This is a genomic window from Actinomadura gamaensis (genome assembly GCF_042652125.1).
GTDB classification, from domain to species: domain Bacteria; phylum Actinomycetota; class Actinomycetes; order Streptosporangiales; family Streptosporangiaceae; genus Spirillospora; species Spirillospora gamaensis.
Window position 1 is genome coordinate 33556 of sequence record NZ_JBHSIT010000017.1, and the last position, 16866, is coordinate 50421.

The following is a 16866-nucleotide window of genomic DNA, read 5'->3' on the forward strand; positions in this document are numbered from 1 at the left end:
CCTCGTATCCGACCGGTCCTCCTCCCTCCCCGGCGCGGTGGATGGGGACTCAGGGGTGGCTCAGGGACTTCCCCGATGGCGGTCGGACGGGCCCTGGCCCACTATGGGTGCATGGACAGCGGGTATGCGGATCTGAGGGTCTCCAACGCCGAGCGGGACGAGGTCGTCGAGCGGCTCCAGGTGGCCTACGCCGACGGACGGCTCGACCACGACGAGTTCGACATGCGGACGCACCTGGCGATGACGGCCAAGACGCGGCGGGACCTCGACGCCGTCCTCCTGGACCTCCAGCCGGTGCCGACGGCGGGACGGACGCCGGCGACGGCCGGGGGACCGCCGACGTCCGAGGAGCGGATGCTGGCGGCGGTGGGGCACGGGCTCGGGTACTTCACCCTGTTCGTCGGGCCGCTGATCATGATGATGACGGCCGGCAGGCGGTCGGCGTACGTGCGGGCGCATGCGGCCGAGGCGGTGAACTTCCAGCTCACGGTGCTGCTGGTGACGATCGTGACGTTCGGGCTCGGCGCCGTCCTCTACGCGGTCACCTGGATCGTCGCGGCGGTCGCGGCGCTGTTCGCGCTCACCGGCCAGCCGTTCCGCACCCCGTACATCCTCCGCCTCGTCAAGTAGAGCGCGCCCTCCTGACCCGCCCTCGTCGACTCGCGCCCTCCTGACCCGTGCCCTTCCGGCACGCGTCCTTCCGACTACTCCGCCGCACGGCGGTTGGGGCCCTGTTGTGCGCGGGTCCGCCGCGAGGGCGGTGGCCTGTGTCGGCCACGAGTGGAACGATCGTCCCCGATGATGGTGAGGGCCGCGTCGCCTGCGGGAACGCGGTCGCGGAGGGGTGTCCGGCGTGGGCGGTTTATTCCCGTCCGGGCCTGTGACGACCCTCTCGCCATTTTATGTGGAACATACATGGGATGATCGATTTACTGTGTGCGGGAGGGGTAGATGACGGAGCTTGCGGTCGACGGGGGTCACGAGCGCGCGGTCGAGAGGCTGCGCCGGTCCTATGACGCGATCCCCAAGGGCACGCCGGTCAGGCTGGCCAAGAAGACCTCGAACCTGTTCCGCTGGCGGGACCCGGCGCAGGGCCCCGGCCTGGACGTCACGGGCTTCGACCGCGTCCTGAGCGTCGACCCGGAGACGCGGACGGCGCAGGTCGGCGGCATGACCACCTACGAGGACCTGGTCGACGCGACGCTGCCGCACGGGCTGATGCCCACGGTCGTCCCGCAGCTCAAGACGATCACCCTCGGCGGCGCGGTGACCGGGCTCGGCATCGAGTCGACCTCGTTCCGGCTGGGGCTGCCGCACGAGGCCGTCCGGGAGCTGGAGATCCTCACCGGCGGCGGCGAGATCGTCACCGCGACGCGCGACAACGAGCACTCCGACCTGTTCTACGGGTTCCCGAACTCCTACGGGACGCTCGGCTACTCGCTCCGCATCAAGATCGACCTCATCCCGGTGAAGCGGTACGTCCGCCTCCGGCACCTGCGGTTCGACACCGCGCGGGAGCTGTCGCGGGTGATGGCGGAGATCACCGACTCGGGCGTGTACGAGGGCGAGACCGTCGACTTCATGGACGGCACGGTCTTCTCGGGGGACGAGCAGTACATCACGCTCGGCTTCTTCACCGACGAGGCGCCCTACACCTCCGACTACACCGGCCAGCGGATCTACTACCGCAGCATCCAGGAGCGGTCGGTCGACTTCCTGACCGTCCGCGACTACATCTGGCGCTGGGACACCGACTGGTTCTGGTGCTCGGGCGCGTTCGGCGTGCAGAACCCGGCCGTCCGCCGCCTGTGGCCGGACAAGTACAAGCGCTCGGACGTGTACCGCAAGCTCGTCGCCTACGACCGCCGCTACCAGATCGTCGCGCGGGTGGACCGGTGGAGCGGCAAGCGTCCCCGCGAGGACGTCATCCAGGACATCGAGGTGCCGGTCGAGAACCTGCCGGCGTTCCTCGACTTCTTCCACGCGAAGGTCGGCATGAAGCCGGTCTGGCTCTGCCCGCTCAAGGCCCGCGAGAACTGGCCGCTGTACCCGCTGGAGGCGGGCCGCGCCTACGTCAACGTGGGCTTCTGGGGAACGGTCCGGATTCCGCCGGGCCAGATCCCCGAGTACCACAACCGGATGATCGAGCGCGAGGTCGCGGCGCTGGACGGGCACAAGTCGCTGTACTCGACGTCTTTTTACTCGCGCGACGAGTTCTGGAAGCACTACGACGGGCAGACCTACCGGCGGCTGAAGGGGATCTACGACCCGGAGGCCCGGCTGCTGGATCTCTACGACAAGTGCGTGCGCGGACGCTGATCGTCCGCGGCATCGGGGGGAGGGCCCCGAGCCCGGGGCCGGTGGTAGTGACGCCGTCGTCCCGCCGGGCGGGGCGAACAGACAGGAGGGATTCACAATGACGCTGGCCAGGGTCTTCGAAAAGCTCATCGGGCCTGACGCGCCAGTGGAGTTCGTCGCCTATGACGGGTCGCGCGCCGGACGCCCCGGATCCGACATCCGGATCGAGGTGACCTCGCCGTACGCGCTGTCGCACATGGTGCACGCGCCGGGCTCGCTCGGCCTCGCGCGCGCGTACGTCAGCGGTTACCTCGACGTGCACGGGAACATGTACGAGGCGCTGTCGACGCTGCAGGCGGCACTGGGCGACATCACCGGACGCGACAAGGCGATGCTGCTCCGGGAGGTGCTGAAGGACCCGCTGCTGCGCGCGGCCGTCTCGCGGCGCCTGGACCCGCCGCCGCAGGAGGCTCCGTTCAGCCGCGTCCCGTCGTGGCTGCGGCACTCCAAGAAGCGGGACGCGAAGGCGATCTCGCACCACTACGACGTGTCCAACACGTTCTACGAGTGGGTGCTCGGGCCGTCCATGGCGTACACGTGCGCGTGCTTCCCCGAGGAGAACGCGACGCTGGAGGAGGCCCAGTTCCACAAGCACGACCTGGTGGCCAAGAAGCTCGGGCTGAAGCCGGGCATGCGGCTCCTGGACGTGGGCTGCGGCTGGGGCGGCATGGTCATGCACGCGGCCAAGGAGTACGGCGTCAAGGCGCTCGGCGTCACGCTGTCCAAGGAGCAGGCCGAGTGGGCGCAGAAGGCGATCGCCGAGCGCGGCCTCTCGGACCTGGCCGAGGTGCGGCACATGGACTACCGCGACGTGACCGAGACCGGTTTCGACGCGGTCAGCTCGATCGGCCTCACCGAGCACATCGGCAAGGACAACCTGCCGTCGTACTTCGCGCACCTGTACGGCAAGCTCAAGCCGTACGGCCGGATGCTGAACCACACCATCACCCGTCCGGACAACCTCGCGCCGCCGATCAAGCAGGCCGGGTTCATCAACCGCTACGTCTTCCCGGACGGCGAGCTGGAGGGCCCCGGCTACATCCAGCAGCAGATGAACGACGTGGGGTTCGAGATCCGGCACCAGGAGAACCTGCGCGAGCACTACGCGCGGACGCTCGCGGGCTGGTGCCGCAACCTCGACGCCCACTGGGACGAGGCCGTGGCCGAGGTCGGTGAGGGCACGGCCCGGGTGTGGCGCGTGTACATGGCGGGCTGCATCGTGGGCTTCGAGCAGAACTGGATCCAGCTGCACCAGACGCTCGGCGTCAAGCTGGACGAGAAGGGCGCGGCGCACATGCCGCTGCGCCCCGACTGGGGAGTCTGAGCGGGCGGCCGTCCTGGCGGACGGGGCCGGAAGCCCGGCGCGCGGGTCGAACGCGCGCCGGGCTTCCTCCTGTTCCGAGGATGGTCTGCCGGGGCCCGCCGTCCGGGGGACGAGGAAACGTCTCACCGGACGTCCGGCGGGACGCCCGGTGAGAGTTGCGTGCCCTCGGGAACGATTTTATGGCTTCCGGGACAGCCGGGTCAGGTGAAACGGAGGGTGGACGCGATGGCGTCGGCTTCGTCCGGCATGTGACCGTCGCGTGCGGTCACGGTGACGACGCAGAGCCGGTCGGAGCCGATCACCTCGTACTGGCGGCCCTGGAGGACGCCGGTCCCGGTGCGCAGCTTGTAGTCGGCGCGGACGCCCTGCTGCCCGGCCATCGGCATGTCGGTGGTGGTGAGGTTGGTCGCGCCGACGCGGCTGAGGCCCGAGCTGACCGCGCTCTTGAGCAGTTCGGGGGTGATGCCGCCGGTGCTCTGGCAGAGCCCGTTGACGTTGGTCGCGTACCCGTCGATGACCGACTTGGGGTCGAGCGCGTAGATCGCGTGCCGCGCCTGGAGGGTGGCGAGGCCCTGCTTGATCGTGTTCTGGTCGGCGCCCTGGATGCCGACCTGGCTGAGCTTGTCCTCCAGGTCGCCCGCGCTGAGCGAGATCGGGCTCCAGGTCGGCGGGACGGCGAGGGCGAGCTGGTTCTCCGGCCCGCCGATGGTCTTCCAGCCGGCCGGGGTCGGCGCGGACGCCGGTCCGGAGCCGCCCGGGCTCGCGGTGCCGGACGGGCCGGACGAGTCGGAGGGGCTCGCCGAACCGGACGACGTGGCGGAGGGGGAGGCGGTGTCCGCGGACGAGCCGGACTTCGAGTCGGACTTGCCGATGCCGAGGCAACCGGTCAGGGTCAGGGCCGCGCCCAGGGCGACGGCTGCGGAGGCTAGAGCGCGGCGTGCCATCTGCAGGGGTCCTCTCGCTGGAAAGGGGGCCTTGCTAAGGAAAGCGTGCATTGTCCAGACGCGGGAGGGACGTACCGGGTTCGGGCCTCGATCTGTGGCGTGTATCACATCGGCGGGGCGGTCAGACCGAAATCGGTGATCTCCTACTAACGCAGCGTGCAGGTGATATCGCCGTACTGTGGACTACGACTACGTCATCGTCGGCGCGGGCTCCGCCGGGGCGGCGCTCGCCGCGCGGCTCTCGGAGGACACCTCGATCCGGGTCGCCCTGCTGGAGTCCGGAGGACCGGACCGCAAGCAGGAGATCCACATCCCCGCCGCCTTCACCAAGCTCTTCAAGACCCCCCTCGACTGGAACTTCCACACCACCGAGCAGGACGGCCTGGACGGCCGCGAGATCTACTGGCCGCGCGGCCGGATGCTCGGCGGGTCGTCCTCGATGAACGCCATGATGTGGGCGCGCGGCGCCCGCGCCGACTACGACGGCTGGGGCGTGCCGGGCTGGACGTACGACGACGTCCTGCCGTACTTCCGCCGGGCCGAGGGACGCGTCGGCAGCAACGCGGGCGCGGTGTACGGCATGGACGGCCCCCTCACGGTGTCCGAGCAGCGCGACCCGAACGTCACGACCCGCGCCTTCCTGAAGTCGTGCCGGGCGGCCGGGCTGACCCCGCTGCCCGAGCTGAACGGCCCGGAGATCGAGGGGTTCGGCCTCGTCCCGGTGAGCCAGAGGCGCGGTCGCCGCTGGTCGACCGCCGACGCGTACCTGCGTCCGGCCGGGCGTCGCAAGAACCTCTACATCCGGCCGAGGACGCACGTCACCCGCGTGCTCTTCAACGGCGGACGGGCCGTCGGCGTCGAACTCGCCGGGGGCCGGCGCGTATCGGCCCGCCGCGAGGTCGTGCTCAGCGCGGGCGCGATCGGCTCGCCGCACCTGCTCCTGCTGTCGGGCGTCGGCGACCCCGACCACCTGCGCGAGCACGGCGTCCGGCCGGTCGCCGAGCGGCCCGCGGTGGGCCGCCACCTCCAGGACCATCTGGCGATCATGCTGCTGCGGCACTGCCCGGTGCCGGTCACGCTCGTCGGCGCGGCCACGCGCGCGAACATCGCCCGCTACCTGCTGCTGCGGCGCGGGCCGTTCACCTCGAACGTGGGGGAGGCGGCCGTCTTCGCGCGCAGCGGCCCGGAGCAGCCGGCGCCGGATCTGGAGTTCATCTTCGGTCCCGTCCCGCTCATCAACGCGGGGCTGGAGGAGCCGACCCAGCACGGCGTGACGCTGGGGATCGTCCTGCTGCGGCCGGAGTCGTCCGGGCGGGTGATGCTGGCGTCGGGCGACCCGGCGGTCAAGCCCGCGATCGACCCCGCCTACCTGAGCGCGCCCGGCGACCTTCCGCGCCTGGTCAAGGGCCTGCGCATGGGACGGGAGCTGCTGGACACCGCGCCCGTGTCGAGGTACGCGGAACGTCCGATGCTCCCGCATCCGGACGGTGACGACGACGCGTCGCTGGAGGCGTACGTCCGCGCGCACGCCGAAACGCTCTTCCACCCGACCGGAACCTGCCGGATGGGCGTGGACGACGACTCGGTCGTGGATCCGGACCTGCGCGTCCGGGGCGTCGAGGGGCTGCGCGTCGCGGACGCGTCCGTCCTCCCGGAGATCATCCGGGGGCACACCAACGCGCCGTCCATCATGGTCGGCGAGCGCGCCGCCGACCTCATCCGCCGGGGCTGAGCGCGGCGAGGGGGCGGGGTCCTCGAAAGGCCCCGCCCCCTCGCCCTGCGTCTCGGCTACAGCTTGGCCCACGCCTCCGTCAGGACGGTCCGCAGGATCTGCTCCATCTCGTCGAACTGGGTCCGGTCGCTGACCAGCGGCGGCGCGAGCTGGACGACCGGGTCGCCGCGGTCGTCGGCGCGGCAGTACAGGCCGTTCTCGAACAGCGCCTTGTCGAGGAAGCCGCGCAGCAGCCGCTCGGCCTCGTCGCCGTCGAAGGTCTCCTTGGTCGCCTTGTCCTTGACCAGCTCGATCCCGTAGAAGTAGCCGTCGCCGCGGACGTCGCCGACGATCGGCAGGTCGAGCAGCTTCTCCAGAGTGGCGCGGAAGGCGGCCTCGTTGCGGGAGACGTGGCCGAGCAGGTCCTCGCGCTCGAAGAGGTCGAGGTTGGCGAGCGCGACGGCCGACGACACCGGGTGGCCGCCGAAGGTGTAGCCGTGCGCGAACATGTTCGTCCCCTGCGCGAACGGCTCGAACAGCCGGTCGGTGACGAGCATGCCGCCGAGCGGCGAGTAGCCCGAGGTCAGCCCCTTGGCGAAGGTGATGATGTCCGGCTGGTAGTCGAACTTCTGGGCGCCGAACATCGTGCCGAGGCGTCCGAACGCGCAGATGACCTCGTCCGAGACGAGCAGCACGTCGTGCTTGTCGCAGATCTCCCGGACGCGCTGGAAGTACCCGGGCGGCGGCGGGAAGCAGCCGCCCGCGTTCTGCACCGGCTCCAGGAAGACGGCGGCGACGGTGTCGGCGCCCTCGAACTCGATGGCCTCCTCGATCCGGTCGGCGGCCCAGCGGCCGAACGCCTCCGGGTCGTCGCCGTGCTCGGGGGCGCGGTAGAGGTTGGTGTTCGGCACGCGGAAGCCGGACGGCACGAGCGGCTCGTACGGGGCCTTGAGGCCGGGCAGCCCGGTGATCGACAGCGCGCCGTGCGGGGTGCCGTGGTAGGCGACCGCGCGGCTGATCACCTTGTGCTTGGTCGGCTTGCCGACCAGCTTGAAGTAGTGCTTGGCGAGCTTCCAGGCGCTCTCGACCGCCTCGCCGCCGCCGGTGGTGAAGAAGACGCGGTTCAGGTCGCCGGGCGCGAGGTCGGCGAGCCGCGCGGCGAGCTCGACGGCCTTCGGGTGGCCGTAGGACCAGATCGGGAAGAACGCCAGCTCGGCGGCCTGCTTGGCGGCGGCCTGGGCGAGCTCCTCGCGGCCGTGCCCGGCCTGGACGGTGAACAGCCCGGCGAGACCGTCCAGGTAGCGGCGGCCCTTGTCGTCGAAGACGTACGCGCCCTCGCCCCGGACGATCATCGGGACCTCGGCCCCGGCCGCGACCGGGGCGTGCCGGGCGAAGTGCATCCAGAGGTGGTCGCGGGCGGCCGACTGAAGCGACTCGGACGGGTGTGTCATCACTCTTCCTCGCAAAGCCGAAGGACTCTCGCTGTCTGCGAGCGATCCAGTTGTCTAGATGCTAGCTAACAACTGATTCCGATGTAAACACGGCCATGTATTTGCGAGATCCGTACATCCCGTGAGCCCGGTCACGGTTCGGTAGGGTCGTCGGGGCGGAGCGAGCGCTTGGGAGGTCACCTCATGGCGGACGTCGGCACGGGAACGGTCGAGGCGAACGGGCTCGAGTTCGGCTACCTCACGGCGGGACCCGCGTCCGGGCCGCTCGCCCTCTGCCTGCACGGCTTCCCCGACTCGGCGCACACGTGGCGGCACCTGATGCCCGAGCTGGCCGCCGCCGGGTACCGCGCGGTCGCGCCGTTCATGCGGGGGTACGCGCCCACCGCGATCCCGGCGGACGGCGCATTCCAGACAGGCGCGCTCGCCGCCGACGCGAACGCGCTGCACGAGGTGTTCGGCGGGGACGGCGACGCCGTCCTCATCGGCCACGACTGGGGCGCGTTCGCCGCCTACGGCGCGTCCGGGGCCGCCCCCGGCCGCTGGCGGCGGGTCGTCACGCTGGCCGTCCCGCCGATGGGCGCGATGCTGCACTCGTTCTTCGCCTACGAGCAGCTCAAGCGGTCGTTCTACATCTTCCTCATGCAGACGCCGCTGGCCGCGATGGCGATGTCCGACGACTTCGTCGCCGGGCTGTGGCGCGACTGGTCGCCGGGGTTCGACGCGTCCGACGACGTCACGCGGTTCATGGCGTGCATGGCGACCCCGGCGCACATGGAGGCGGCGATCGGCTACTACCGGGCGATGCTCGACCCGACCCGGCACCGGGAGCGCTACGCGTCCGAGCAGGACGCCGCGTCCAAGCCGGGCAGCAAGCCGACGCTGTACCTGCACGGCTCGTCCGACGGATGCCTCGGCCCGGACGCCGTGTTCGCCGACCACGCCGCCCTGCTCGCGCAGCTCCCGCCGGAGTCGCGCGCCGAACTCGTCCCGGACGCGGGCCACTTCCTGCACCTGGACCGCCCGGGCGAGGTCAACCGCCGCATCCTGGACTGGATCACCACCCGCTGAGTTCCGTCCCTTCCTGCCGGACCCTTCCGTCCGCGCGCTTGACGCTGGCAGAGTGGATGTAAACCGAATCTCATTCTGCTCAGTTCCGCCGTGAGGGGTGCGCGATGCCGAAGGCCGAGGACATCGACCTGACCGACTGGGCGTTCTGGCGGCTCCCGCCGGACGAGCGCGCCGCCGCGTTCCGGACGCTCCGGTACGAGGCGGACCTGCCACGCTTCGAGGAGCCGGACGTCGTGATCGTCCCGCGCGGCCCCGGCTACCGGGCGGTGACCCGGTACGCCGACGTCGTCGAGGCGTCCCGGAGGCCCCAGGACTTCTGCTCCGGGCGCGGCGCGATCAGCATCCCGGACATGCCCGGCGACATGCACGAGTACTTCGGGTCGATGATCGGCATGGACGACCCCCGGCACGCGCGCCTGCGCCGCATCGTGTCCCGCGCGTTCTCGCGGAGCATGCTGCTGCGGTTCCAGGACAGGGTCGAGCGGGTCGCCGCCGGGATCGTGGCGGACCTGGCCGCCGGGCGCGGCACCGGCGACTTCGTCGCGGACGTCGCCTGCCGCCTGCCCCTGAAGATCATCTGCGACATGATGGGCGTCGGCGAGGAGCACTACGACGACGTGCTCGCCGCGACCAACGTCATCCTCGCGGGCAACGACCCCGAGTTCCTGCCCGCCGCCGACCCCGAGGAGGCCGCGCTCGCGCTGCTCGCGGCGGGGGAGAGGCTCAAGGGCATCGTCGAGGAGTTGGGCCGCGCGCGCCGCGCCGACCCGGCCGACGACCTCGTCTCCGCGCTGGTCACCGCCGACATCGACGGCGAGTCGCTGACCGACCAGGAGCTCGGCTCGTTCTTCATCCTGCTCGTCGTCGCCGGGAACGAGACGACGCGCAACGCCATCGCGCACGGCCTGCACCTGTTCACCGCGCACCCCGACCAGCGCGCCCTGCTCACCGCCGGCTTCGAGGGCCGGATCGCCGGCGCGGTCGAGGAGATCGTCCGGTACGTGTCGCCGGTGATCTGGATGCGCCGCACCGCCACCCGCGACACCGAGCTGAACGGCTACGCGGTGAAGGAGGGCGAGAAGCTCGTGCTCTACTACGGCTCTGCCAACCGCGACGAGACCGTGTTCACCGATCCCGACCGCTTCGACATCCTGCGCGCGCCGAACCCGCACGTCGGGTTCGGCGGCCCCGGTCCGCACTTCTGCCTCGGCGCGCACCTCGCCAGGCACGAGATCACGGTGATGTTCCGCGAGCTCTTCGCGGCGTTCCCGAAGATCCGCTCGACCGGCGAGCCGGACCGGCTGGAGTCGAACTTCATCAACGGCGTCAAGCGCCTGGCCTACACCCGGGGTTGACGCAAGCGCTTGCTTTGTCACGATGGGAGGGACGCGCGGGAGAGGCGGTGCCATGGTCAACCCGGACGACTTCGACCTCGGTGACATGGAGTTCTGGACCCGGCCCCTGGAGGAGCGCGCCGCGGCGTTCGCGGCGCTGCGCCGCCTGGACCGTCCGGCCCACTTCGACGAACCCGAGATCGCCGGCATGGAGGCGTTCGGGTTCACCCGCGGGGACGGCCACTACGCGCTGGTCAGGCACGCCGACATCGTCGAGGCCAGCCGCCGTCCCGACGTGTTCTGCTCCTCGCGCGGCACGGTCGCCGGAGTGCTCGACCCGCCGCCGGAGTTCATGGAGTACTTCGGCTCCATGCTCACCATGGACGACCCGCGCCACGCCCGCCTGCGCCGGATCGTCTCGCGCGCCTTCACCGCCCGCGTGATCGCCCGCATCACCGACGTGATCGACGAGGTGGCCGTCCGGGTCATCGAGGACTTCCGGCCGAGCGGCGGCGGCGACTTCGTCACCCGCGTCGCCGGCCGGCTGCCGCTGACGATCATCTGCGACCTCATGGGCGTCCCGGCGGACAAGCACGACCGGGTGTTCGAGCTGTCCAACCTCATCATCGGCTCGTTCGACCCCGAGTTCGTGTCCGATCTCGCCGAGATCGGCCCGAAGGTGATCGAGGCGGGCGAGGAGCTGCGGCAGATCGTCTACGACCTGGCCGCCGAGCGCGCGGACCGGCCGCGCGACGACCTGACCTCCGTCCTCATGCAGGCGAACGTCGAGGGCGAGTCGCTCACCGACAAGGAGCTCGGCTCGTTCTTCATCCTGCTGATCATCGCGGGCAACGAGACGACCCGGAACGCGATCGCGCACGGCCTCACGCTGCTCACCCGCCATCCCGGGCAGCGCGAGCTCTGGATGTCGGACTTCGAGAAGCACGCCCCGACCGCGGTGGAGGAGATCGTCCGGTACTCCTCGCCCGTCTCGTACATGCGCCGCACCGTCACGCGCGACCACGAGCTGGGCGGCCATCGGTTCAAGGACGGCGACAAGGTCCTCATGTACTACTGCTCGGCCAACCGCGACGAGGACGTGTTCGAGGATCCGGACGTCTTCGACATCACCCGGTCCCCGAACCCGCACCTCGGCTTCGGCGCGCCCGGCCCGCACTTCTGCCTCGGCGCGCACCTCGCCCGGCAGGAGATCACGGTCATGTACCGCGAGCTGTTCCGCCGCCTGCCGGGCATCCGCGCCGCCGCCGAGCCCGTCCGGCTGGAGTCGGCGTTCGTCAACGGCGTCAAGCACCTGGAATGCGAGTTCTGAGCAGCCGGGCTCTGAGCCGCCGGGCTCTGAGCAGCCGGGCTCTGAGCCGTCCGGTCCTGAGCCGCCGGGGCTCCGAGCCGCCGGGCCTACCAGGGCAGGGGCTCGGTGCCGGTGAAGAAGCCGCCGGACGGGCCGTCCTCGGGGAGCAGCGCGAGCGGGACGACGTAGCCCGCGCCCTCCTCGACGGTCTGCGGGCCGCTGTGCATGTTGATGTCGGTCGCGGTGTAGCCGGGGTTGGCGGCGTTCACCTTGATCCCGGTGTCGGCGAGTTCCTTCGCATACGCGAGGGTGACACCGTTCAGGGCCGACTTGGACGAGTTGTAGGCCAGGAGGTTGAACGGGTAGAAGGCGCTCTCCGGATCGCTGAGCAGCGTCAGCGAACCCAGCTCGCTCGACACGTTCACGATCCGCGCGGCGTCGGCGCGGCGCAGCAGCGGGAGGAACGCGTTCGTGACGGTGACGACGCCGAACACGTTCGTCTCGTACGTCGCGCGGAGCGCCGCGATCGGCACCTCGCTGGGCGAGACGCTGCTCTCCGGCGGCATGATCCCGGCGTTGTTGACCAGGACGTCCAGCCGGCCGAACTCGGCCTCGACCCACTTGGCGGCGGCCCGGACGCTCTCCTCGTCGGTGACGTCCAGTTGGACGAACCGGGCGTCGATGCCCTCGTCGGCGAGGACGCCCGCCGCCGGCTCGCCGCGTTCGGCCGCCCGCGCCCCGACGAGGACGGTCATCCCCTCGCGGCCCAGCATCCGCGCCGTCTCGAACCCGATTCCCTTGTTGGCCCCGGTGACCAGGGCGATGCGCTTCTCGCTCATGCCGTCCACCGTGGCCTCCGCTCGTGCGGCACGAGGAGAGACCGCCCGAGGCTGGGATCAGCGATACCACCCTTGGCGTGCGATAACAGATGACAATGGACGGGTGGAGAAGGACCAGCTCGCAGAGTTCCTGCGCACCCGCCGCGCCCGCGTCGGCCCGGAGGACGTCGGCCTGCCCTCGGGCTCGCGGCGCCGCACGCCGGGCCTTCGGCGGGAGGAGGTCGCGCGCCTGGCCGACATGTCGGTGGACTACTACATCCGGATGGAGCAGGGGCGCGGGCCCAACCCGTCCAGGCAGATCCTCGGTTCGCTGGCCCGCGCGCTGCGGCTGAGCGACGACGAGCGCACGCACCTGTTCAACCTGGCGGGCGAGCCGCCGACGCCGCCGCAGGGCCCGCCGCAGGACGTGCCGGCGGGGATCGTCCACCTGCTGGAGCGCATGGACGACACCCCCGCGTACGTGATGGACGCCGCGTACAACGTGCTCGCGTGGAACGCGATGGCGGCGGCCCTCATGGTCGACTTCTCCACGCTGCCGCCGGACGACCGCAACCCGATCCGCTGGTTCTTCCTGGTGGAGGGCGCGGCCGACATCTGCCCGGAGAGCGAGTTCTACCAGTTCGCCCGCGAGTCCGCCGCCGATCTCCGCGCCGCCCAGGGGCGCTACCCGCACGACCCGGGGATCAAGGGCCTGCTGGCCGAGCTGCTGGAGAAGAGCGAGCTGTTCCGCCGCGTGTGGGCCGAGCACGACGTGGAGATCCGCCGCACCAACAGGAAGACGATGACCCATCCGGCCGTCGGGCCGATCGAACTGCACTGCGACGTTCTGGTCGTCCCGGAAAAGGACCAGAAGGTCATTCTCTACACGGCCACGCCCGGCACCGCGTCCCACGAGGCGCTGAAACTTCTCCGCGTCATAGGGACGCAGCAGATGCAGGCCGAGCGTTCTCAGGTTCTGTAAGCGGTTTCTCAACCGTTCCCACCGAGGCGGGCAGGAGCAGCGTCGCCCAGACAATCTTCAGCCCGCCCGCCGTGAACCGGTGGCCGAACTGCGACGCGAGCGCCCGCACCATGAACAGTCCGCGCCCGGACTCGGCGAGCAGATCGGGCTCCTGATCGGGCGCGGGCCACCGCGGCTCGTCCGGCGAATGGTCGTGCACCTCGATCAAAAGGTGCCCCTCGTCGCGAATAAGTCGCAGACCGAAAAGCGACCCGGCCGCCTGGACGGCCGCCACGTTGGCGACGAACTCCCCGACGATCACCTCCGCGTCGTCCCGGAGGTCCGGATGCCCCCACTGGGCGAGAACCTGCCTGGTCAGGAGTCGTGCCGTATCCGACGCGTCCGCGTTGACGAACAACGCCCGCCGGAACATCCCCCCGCCGTCCCGCGCCCCGTCCCTCACCCGCGCCACCCGCCCTTCAAGAAGTCGTGCCGTCAAAGACACAGTTCTCCTGACGCGCTGTGATGTCGCGTGTACGGTCAGCATCTGGGAAACATTGGGAAAGCGAGGTGCGGCCATGGCGACGCGTGAGTCTCTGCTTCGACTGCCGGATCCCAAGAGCAACATGTGGGATCTCACCGCTCACTACCTGCGGCAGACGCGGAAACGGAAGGGTTTGTCCGGTGAGGCGCTCGGACGCGCCCTCCAGATCAGCAAGTCGAAAGTTTCCCGGATCGAGCGCGGCGATGAGCGGCTCGATCTTGTCCTCGCTGAAAAAGCCGATATCGCGTTGGGGACGGTCGATCTCTTCGCGCTGCTCGTCTGGTATGCGAGCTTCGGTCACGATCCGGAGTGGTTCCCGCAGTACGTCAAGTTCGAGCAGGCGGCGACGTGGCTCCGTCTCTACGAAGCGGACGTCGTCACAGGGCTCTTCCAGACCGAGGAATATGCCCGCGCGCTCATGGTCTCGTCCATCGAGACCGACATTGAGAGCCGTGTCCTGGAGCGGCTTCAGCGTCAGGAGATGCTCACGCGCGAAACGGATCTTCCGAATATCTCGCTGCTGCTCAGCCAGAACGCCCTGGAGTGGCCTGTGGGGTCACCGCGCATCATGCGCGAGCAGCTCGGCACTCTATTGGAGATTGCCGAGTTGCCGCACGTCATGGTGCGAGTGGTGCCGCGGTCGTGGGAGTGCGGCGCGCACGCCGGGCTCGCTGGTTCTTTTCAGCTCCTCACCGGGGAGCCCTGGGGAGACGTCGCATACACCGAGGCGCCGGGCGCAGGGCGGCTGATAGCGTCGCCTGCCGAGGTGCTGAAGTACGCTCTGAGGTACGAGCGGATCAGCGGATCGGCCTTGAGCATCGAGCGCTCGATCGAGCTGATCCGGCGAGTTATGGAGGCGTTCCGTGACTGATCAGCCCGTCTGGCGTAAGGCCAAGGCCAGCGGCCCCGAGCAAGGGGCCTGCATCGAACTCGCTGACTTGGCGAATGTCGTGGGACTTCGCGACAGCAAGGCTCCGGAAATGGGGCACCTGAACCTGTCGCGTTCGGCGCTCGCCGAACTACTAGGACGCGTGAACGAGACGTCCCGTGAATGATCACGCCACCTGGCGAAAGTCGAGCTACAGCGGGACGGAGCAGGGGGATTGCGTCGAGCTGGCTGACCTGGTCGGCGGCATTGGGCTTCGGGACAGCAAGGATGCTCGTGCGGGGCATCTGAGCTTGTCGCGGGCGGAGCTGGCCGAGCTGTTGCGGCAGATCGACAGCTGACGACGAGGAGCGCGTCACCCGTTGGGTGGCGCGCTCTTCCGGCTTCGCGCCCTCGGGCGTTCGCGTGAGCGAAGCGTCCCGTAACTGAGCAGGTGACGGTAACGAGCTGGCTCTGGCATGACCGCACGTTCGTTTGGGACGAGATCACCGACGTCTACGTGAAGGAAACCCCGAGGCGCGGTGGCAAGAACCATCACCTGCGAGGACGGCTCCGGTCCGGCAAGTCCTTCTTTATGCCCGGGCTGACCGGCGACGACCTGACCACGACCCGGCAGGACCCGGTCGGCGCGCTGTACGAGATCCGCGATGACCTCCTCCGTCGCGTCCGCGAACACCAGGCGAGCACGCCGGCCGGATGAGTCTCGCCGCCCGCGGTCGCGAGGCGGGCTCAGCCGAGGATGAGGGGGAGGCGGGGGGCCAGGGGGCCTAGGGCCGCTTTCTCTTTGGGGGTGGGGGTGCGGCGGCCGGTGCCTACCAGGAGGGCGTCTTTGTCGGTGAAGGACGTTGGGAACTTGGCTTGGGCGATCTCTTCTAGGAGGGCGCGGGCTGCTGCTGTGGACTCGGGCGGGGGCTCGGGGGCGGACGGCAGGTGGGCGATGAGGTCCAGATGGTGCAGCGTCCATTCGAGGACGTAGGCGGACAGGTAGTCGCCGGCAGTTAGGACCATGTCCTGGGTGCTGATGCGGGCTGTGGGGTCGGCGAGGTCGGCGGCTCGGGCGGCGGCTGAGCCTACGTCGTCCAGGTGGAACTTCAGCCAGCGCGGTTCGCCGTACGCGGCGGCGAGGCGGGGGATCAGGGCGTCGAGGGGGTCGTCGCCGGTCGGGGGCTCGTCCTGGAGGCGCCAGTAGGTCGCGGCGTTCGCGGTCGGCTCGGCGTCGGCGGGGGTGACCAGGGTGATCAGGACGTCCTGGGCGTCGATGACCAGATGGCAGGCCAGGTCGCGGATCGACCAGCCGACGCATCCGGACGGCTTCTCGAAATCCTCGTCGGGGGTCTCGGCCACCGCGGTGAGCAGGGCCGTCCACGCGCGCGAGAAATGGTCCATCCGCCGCACGCTAACGGCGGGGCGCGGGCCCGACAACGACTTTTCCCGGCGGACGGTCAGGGGTCCAGGCCGAGGGAGGCGACCAGGGCGCGCATCTCGTCCAGGTAGATGGTCGCCGGGTCCCCGATCAGCGGACTGAGGTGGCCGTAGATCTCCAGGGCGAGGAGCCCGTGCATGCGGCCCCAGACGCGCAGGGTGAGCGCGAGCGCGGCCGGGGGCAGGTCGGGGAACTCCGCGCGGACGTGCGCGACGAGGCTCGGGTCGAAGTCGTCCCACGAGTAGTCGCGGACGTCCCGGACCAGGGGTGAGGCCGTCGGCCAGGCGGCGGCGACCAGGCCGGTGAGGCCCGAGCAGGCGCGGACCTCGGCGGCCTTGCCCGGCCCGTCGTCCGGCGCCCGGTAGCCGGGGACGGGATCACCGTAGATCAACCGGAAGCCCTCGGGGTTGGCCAGCGACCAGGCGCGCAGGGCGTCCGCCCAGGCGAGGATCCGGCCGCCCGCGTCCGACTCGGGGACGGTGTCGCGGGCGGCCTCGACCGCGTCCACGAGCGCGGTGTACACATCGCCGATCAGCGTCGTGACGAGGTCGTCGCGGGTCGCGAAGTAGCTGTAGATCGCGCCCGCCGTCATGCCCATCTCGCGGGCGATGGCGCGCAGCGAGATGGCGTCCGGGCCGCCGCCGGCCATCAGCCGGAGCGCGATCGCCTTGATCTCGTCGCTGGTCTGCGCCCGCAGCCGGGCCCTGCGGGTGGTCGCCTGCTCGCTCACCCTTG

General features: G+C 70.3%; 18 protein-coding genes. 12 read left to right on the forward strand and 6 right to left on the reverse strand.

The genetic code is table 11. The features are described 5' to 3' along the window. The first annotated feature begins 111 nt into the window (after positions 1-111). The 3 genes from ACFPCY_RS39370 to ACFPCY_RS39380 all read left to right on the forward strand — a co-directional run bounded on the left by ACFPCY_RS39370 (position 112) and on the right by ACFPCY_RS39380 (position 3682). On the forward strand, positions 112-630 hold the full coding sequence (locus tag ACFPCY_RS39370; protein WP_378264311.1) for a DUF1707 and DUF4870 domain-containing protein: 519 nt from the start codon (positions 112-114) through the stop codon (positions 628-630). A gap of 321 nt (positions 631-951) precedes the next feature. Beyond that, positions 952-2319: an FAD-binding oxidoreductase gene (locus tag ACFPCY_RS39375; RefSeq protein WP_378264313.1), complete on the forward strand. Its 1368-nt coding sequence runs from the start codon at positions 952-954 to the stop codon at positions 2317-2319. A gap of 97 nt (positions 2320-2416) precedes the next feature. After that, a complete protein-coding gene (locus tag ACFPCY_RS39380) occupies positions 2417-3682 on the forward strand; it encodes a class I SAM-dependent methyltransferase (protein ID WP_378264315.1) in 1266 nt (421 codons plus the stop codon). 200 nt (positions 3683-3882) lie between these two features. Here ACFPCY_RS39380 and ACFPCY_RS39385 read toward each other — a convergent pair whose 3' ends face one another. Then, positions 3883-4626, reverse strand: coding sequence for a hypothetical protein (locus ACFPCY_RS39385; protein WP_378264317.1), 744 nt, complete (start codon positions 4624-4626; stop codon positions 3883-3885). A gap of 178 nt (positions 4627-4804) precedes the next feature. Here ACFPCY_RS39385 and ACFPCY_RS39390 point away from each other — a divergent pair, with 178 nt between their 5' ends. Beyond that, entirely contained in the window at positions 4805-6358 is a 1554-nt protein-coding gene (locus ACFPCY_RS39390) for a GMC family oxidoreductase (RefSeq protein ID WP_378264319.1), read from the forward strand. Between the two features lie 56 nt (positions 6359-6414). On the opposite strand, the gene ACFPCY_RS39395 is transcribed toward ACFPCY_RS39390, so the two are convergent. Then, positions 6415-7788 carry an aspartate aminotransferase family protein gene (locus ACFPCY_RS39395; protein ID WP_378264321.1) on the reverse strand — a complete coding sequence of 458 codons (1374 nt, stop codon included), beginning with the start codon at positions 7786-7788 and terminating at the stop codon, positions 6415-6417. Positions 7789-7971: 183 nt separating this feature from the next. Here ACFPCY_RS39395 and ACFPCY_RS39400 point away from each other — a divergent pair, with 183 nt between their 5' ends. From ACFPCY_RS39400 to ACFPCY_RS39410, 3 genes are all read left to right on the forward strand, one after another. Next, positions 7972-8856, forward strand: a complete 885-nt coding sequence (locus ACFPCY_RS39400; RefSeq protein ID WP_378264323.1) for an alpha/beta fold hydrolase — start codon at positions 7972-7974, stop codon at positions 8854-8856. Positions 8857-8960: 104 nt separating this feature from the next. Continuing rightward, a complete protein-coding gene (locus ACFPCY_RS39405) occupies positions 8961-10211 on the forward strand; it encodes a cytochrome P450 (RefSeq protein WP_378264325.1) in 1251 nt (416 codons plus the stop codon). Between the two features lie 52 nt (positions 10212-10263). Beyond that, the gene (locus ACFPCY_RS39410; protein ID WP_378264327.1) at positions 10264-11520 is read left to right on the forward strand and encodes a cytochrome P450; all 1257 of its coding nucleotides are present in this window, start codon (positions 10264-10266) and stop codon (positions 11518-11520) included. A gap of 86 nt (positions 11521-11606) precedes the next feature. Here the strand turns inward: ACFPCY_RS39410 and ACFPCY_RS39415 are convergent, their stop codons facing one another. Beyond that, positions 11607-12338: an SDR family oxidoreductase gene (locus tag ACFPCY_RS39415; RefSeq protein WP_378264329.1), complete on the reverse strand. Its 732-nt coding sequence runs from the start codon at positions 12336-12338 to the stop codon at positions 11607-11609. Between the two features lie 103 nt (positions 12339-12441). On the opposite strand from ACFPCY_RS39415, the gene ACFPCY_RS39420 reads away from it, so the two are divergent. After that, positions 12442-13299: a helix-turn-helix transcriptional regulator gene (locus ACFPCY_RS39420; RefSeq protein ID WP_378264331.1), complete on the forward strand. Its 858-nt coding sequence runs from the start codon at positions 12442-12444 to the stop codon at positions 13297-13299. Here the strand turns inward: ACFPCY_RS39420 and ACFPCY_RS39425 are convergent. Next, positions 13253-13825 (reverse strand): ATP-binding protein, encoded by a 573-nt coding sequence (locus ACFPCY_RS39425; protein ID WP_378264333.1) that lies wholly within the window; start codon positions 13823-13825, stop codon positions 13253-13255. The two genes, ACFPCY_RS39420 and ACFPCY_RS39425, sit on opposite strands and share 47 nt — an antisense overlap. 31 nt (positions 13826-13856) lie before the next feature. Here ACFPCY_RS39425 and ACFPCY_RS39430 point away from each other — a divergent pair, with 31 nt between their 5' ends. The 4 genes from ACFPCY_RS39430 (at position 13857) to ACFPCY_RS39445 (ending at position 15408) form a co-directional block, all read left to right on the forward strand. Then, on the forward strand, positions 13857-14693 hold the full coding sequence (locus tag ACFPCY_RS39430; RefSeq protein ID WP_378264335.1) for a helix-turn-helix domain-containing protein: 837 nt from the start codon (positions 13857-13859) through the stop codon (positions 14691-14693). Beyond that, complete coding sequence (locus ACFPCY_RS39435) at positions 14686-14877, forward strand: DUF397 domain-containing protein (RefSeq protein WP_378264337.1); 192 nt, start codon at positions 14686-14688, stop codon at positions 14875-14877. Before ACFPCY_RS39430 ends, ACFPCY_RS39435 begins: the two co-directional genes overlap by 8 nt. Continuing rightward, a complete protein-coding gene (locus ACFPCY_RS39440; RefSeq protein WP_378264339.1) occupies positions 14870-15049 on the forward strand; it encodes a DUF397 domain-containing protein in 180 nt (59 codons plus the stop codon). The genes ACFPCY_RS39435 and ACFPCY_RS39440 overlap by 8 nt, the downstream gene beginning before the upstream one ends. 92 nt (positions 15050-15141) lie before the next feature. Next, the gene (locus tag ACFPCY_RS39445; RefSeq protein ID WP_378264341.1) at positions 15142-15408 is read left to right on the forward strand and encodes a hypothetical protein; all 267 of its coding nucleotides are present in this window, start codon (positions 15142-15144) and stop codon (positions 15406-15408) included. Positions 15409-15437: 29 nt separating this feature from the next. Here ACFPCY_RS39445 and ACFPCY_RS39450 read toward each other — a convergent pair whose 3' ends face one another. Both ACFPCY_RS39450 and ACFPCY_RS39455 read right to left on the reverse strand, forming a co-directional pair. Beyond that, complete coding sequence (locus tag ACFPCY_RS39450) at positions 15438-16094, reverse strand: maleylpyruvate isomerase N-terminal domain-containing protein (protein ID WP_378264343.1); 657 nt, start codon at positions 16092-16094, stop codon at positions 15438-15440. Positions 16095-16150: 56 nt separating this feature from the next. Then, positions 16151-16861, reverse strand: a complete 711-nt coding sequence (locus ACFPCY_RS39455) for a TetR/AcrR family transcriptional regulator (RefSeq protein WP_378264345.1) — start codon at positions 16859-16861, stop codon at positions 16151-16153. Positions 16862-16866: the final 5 nt, after the last annotated feature.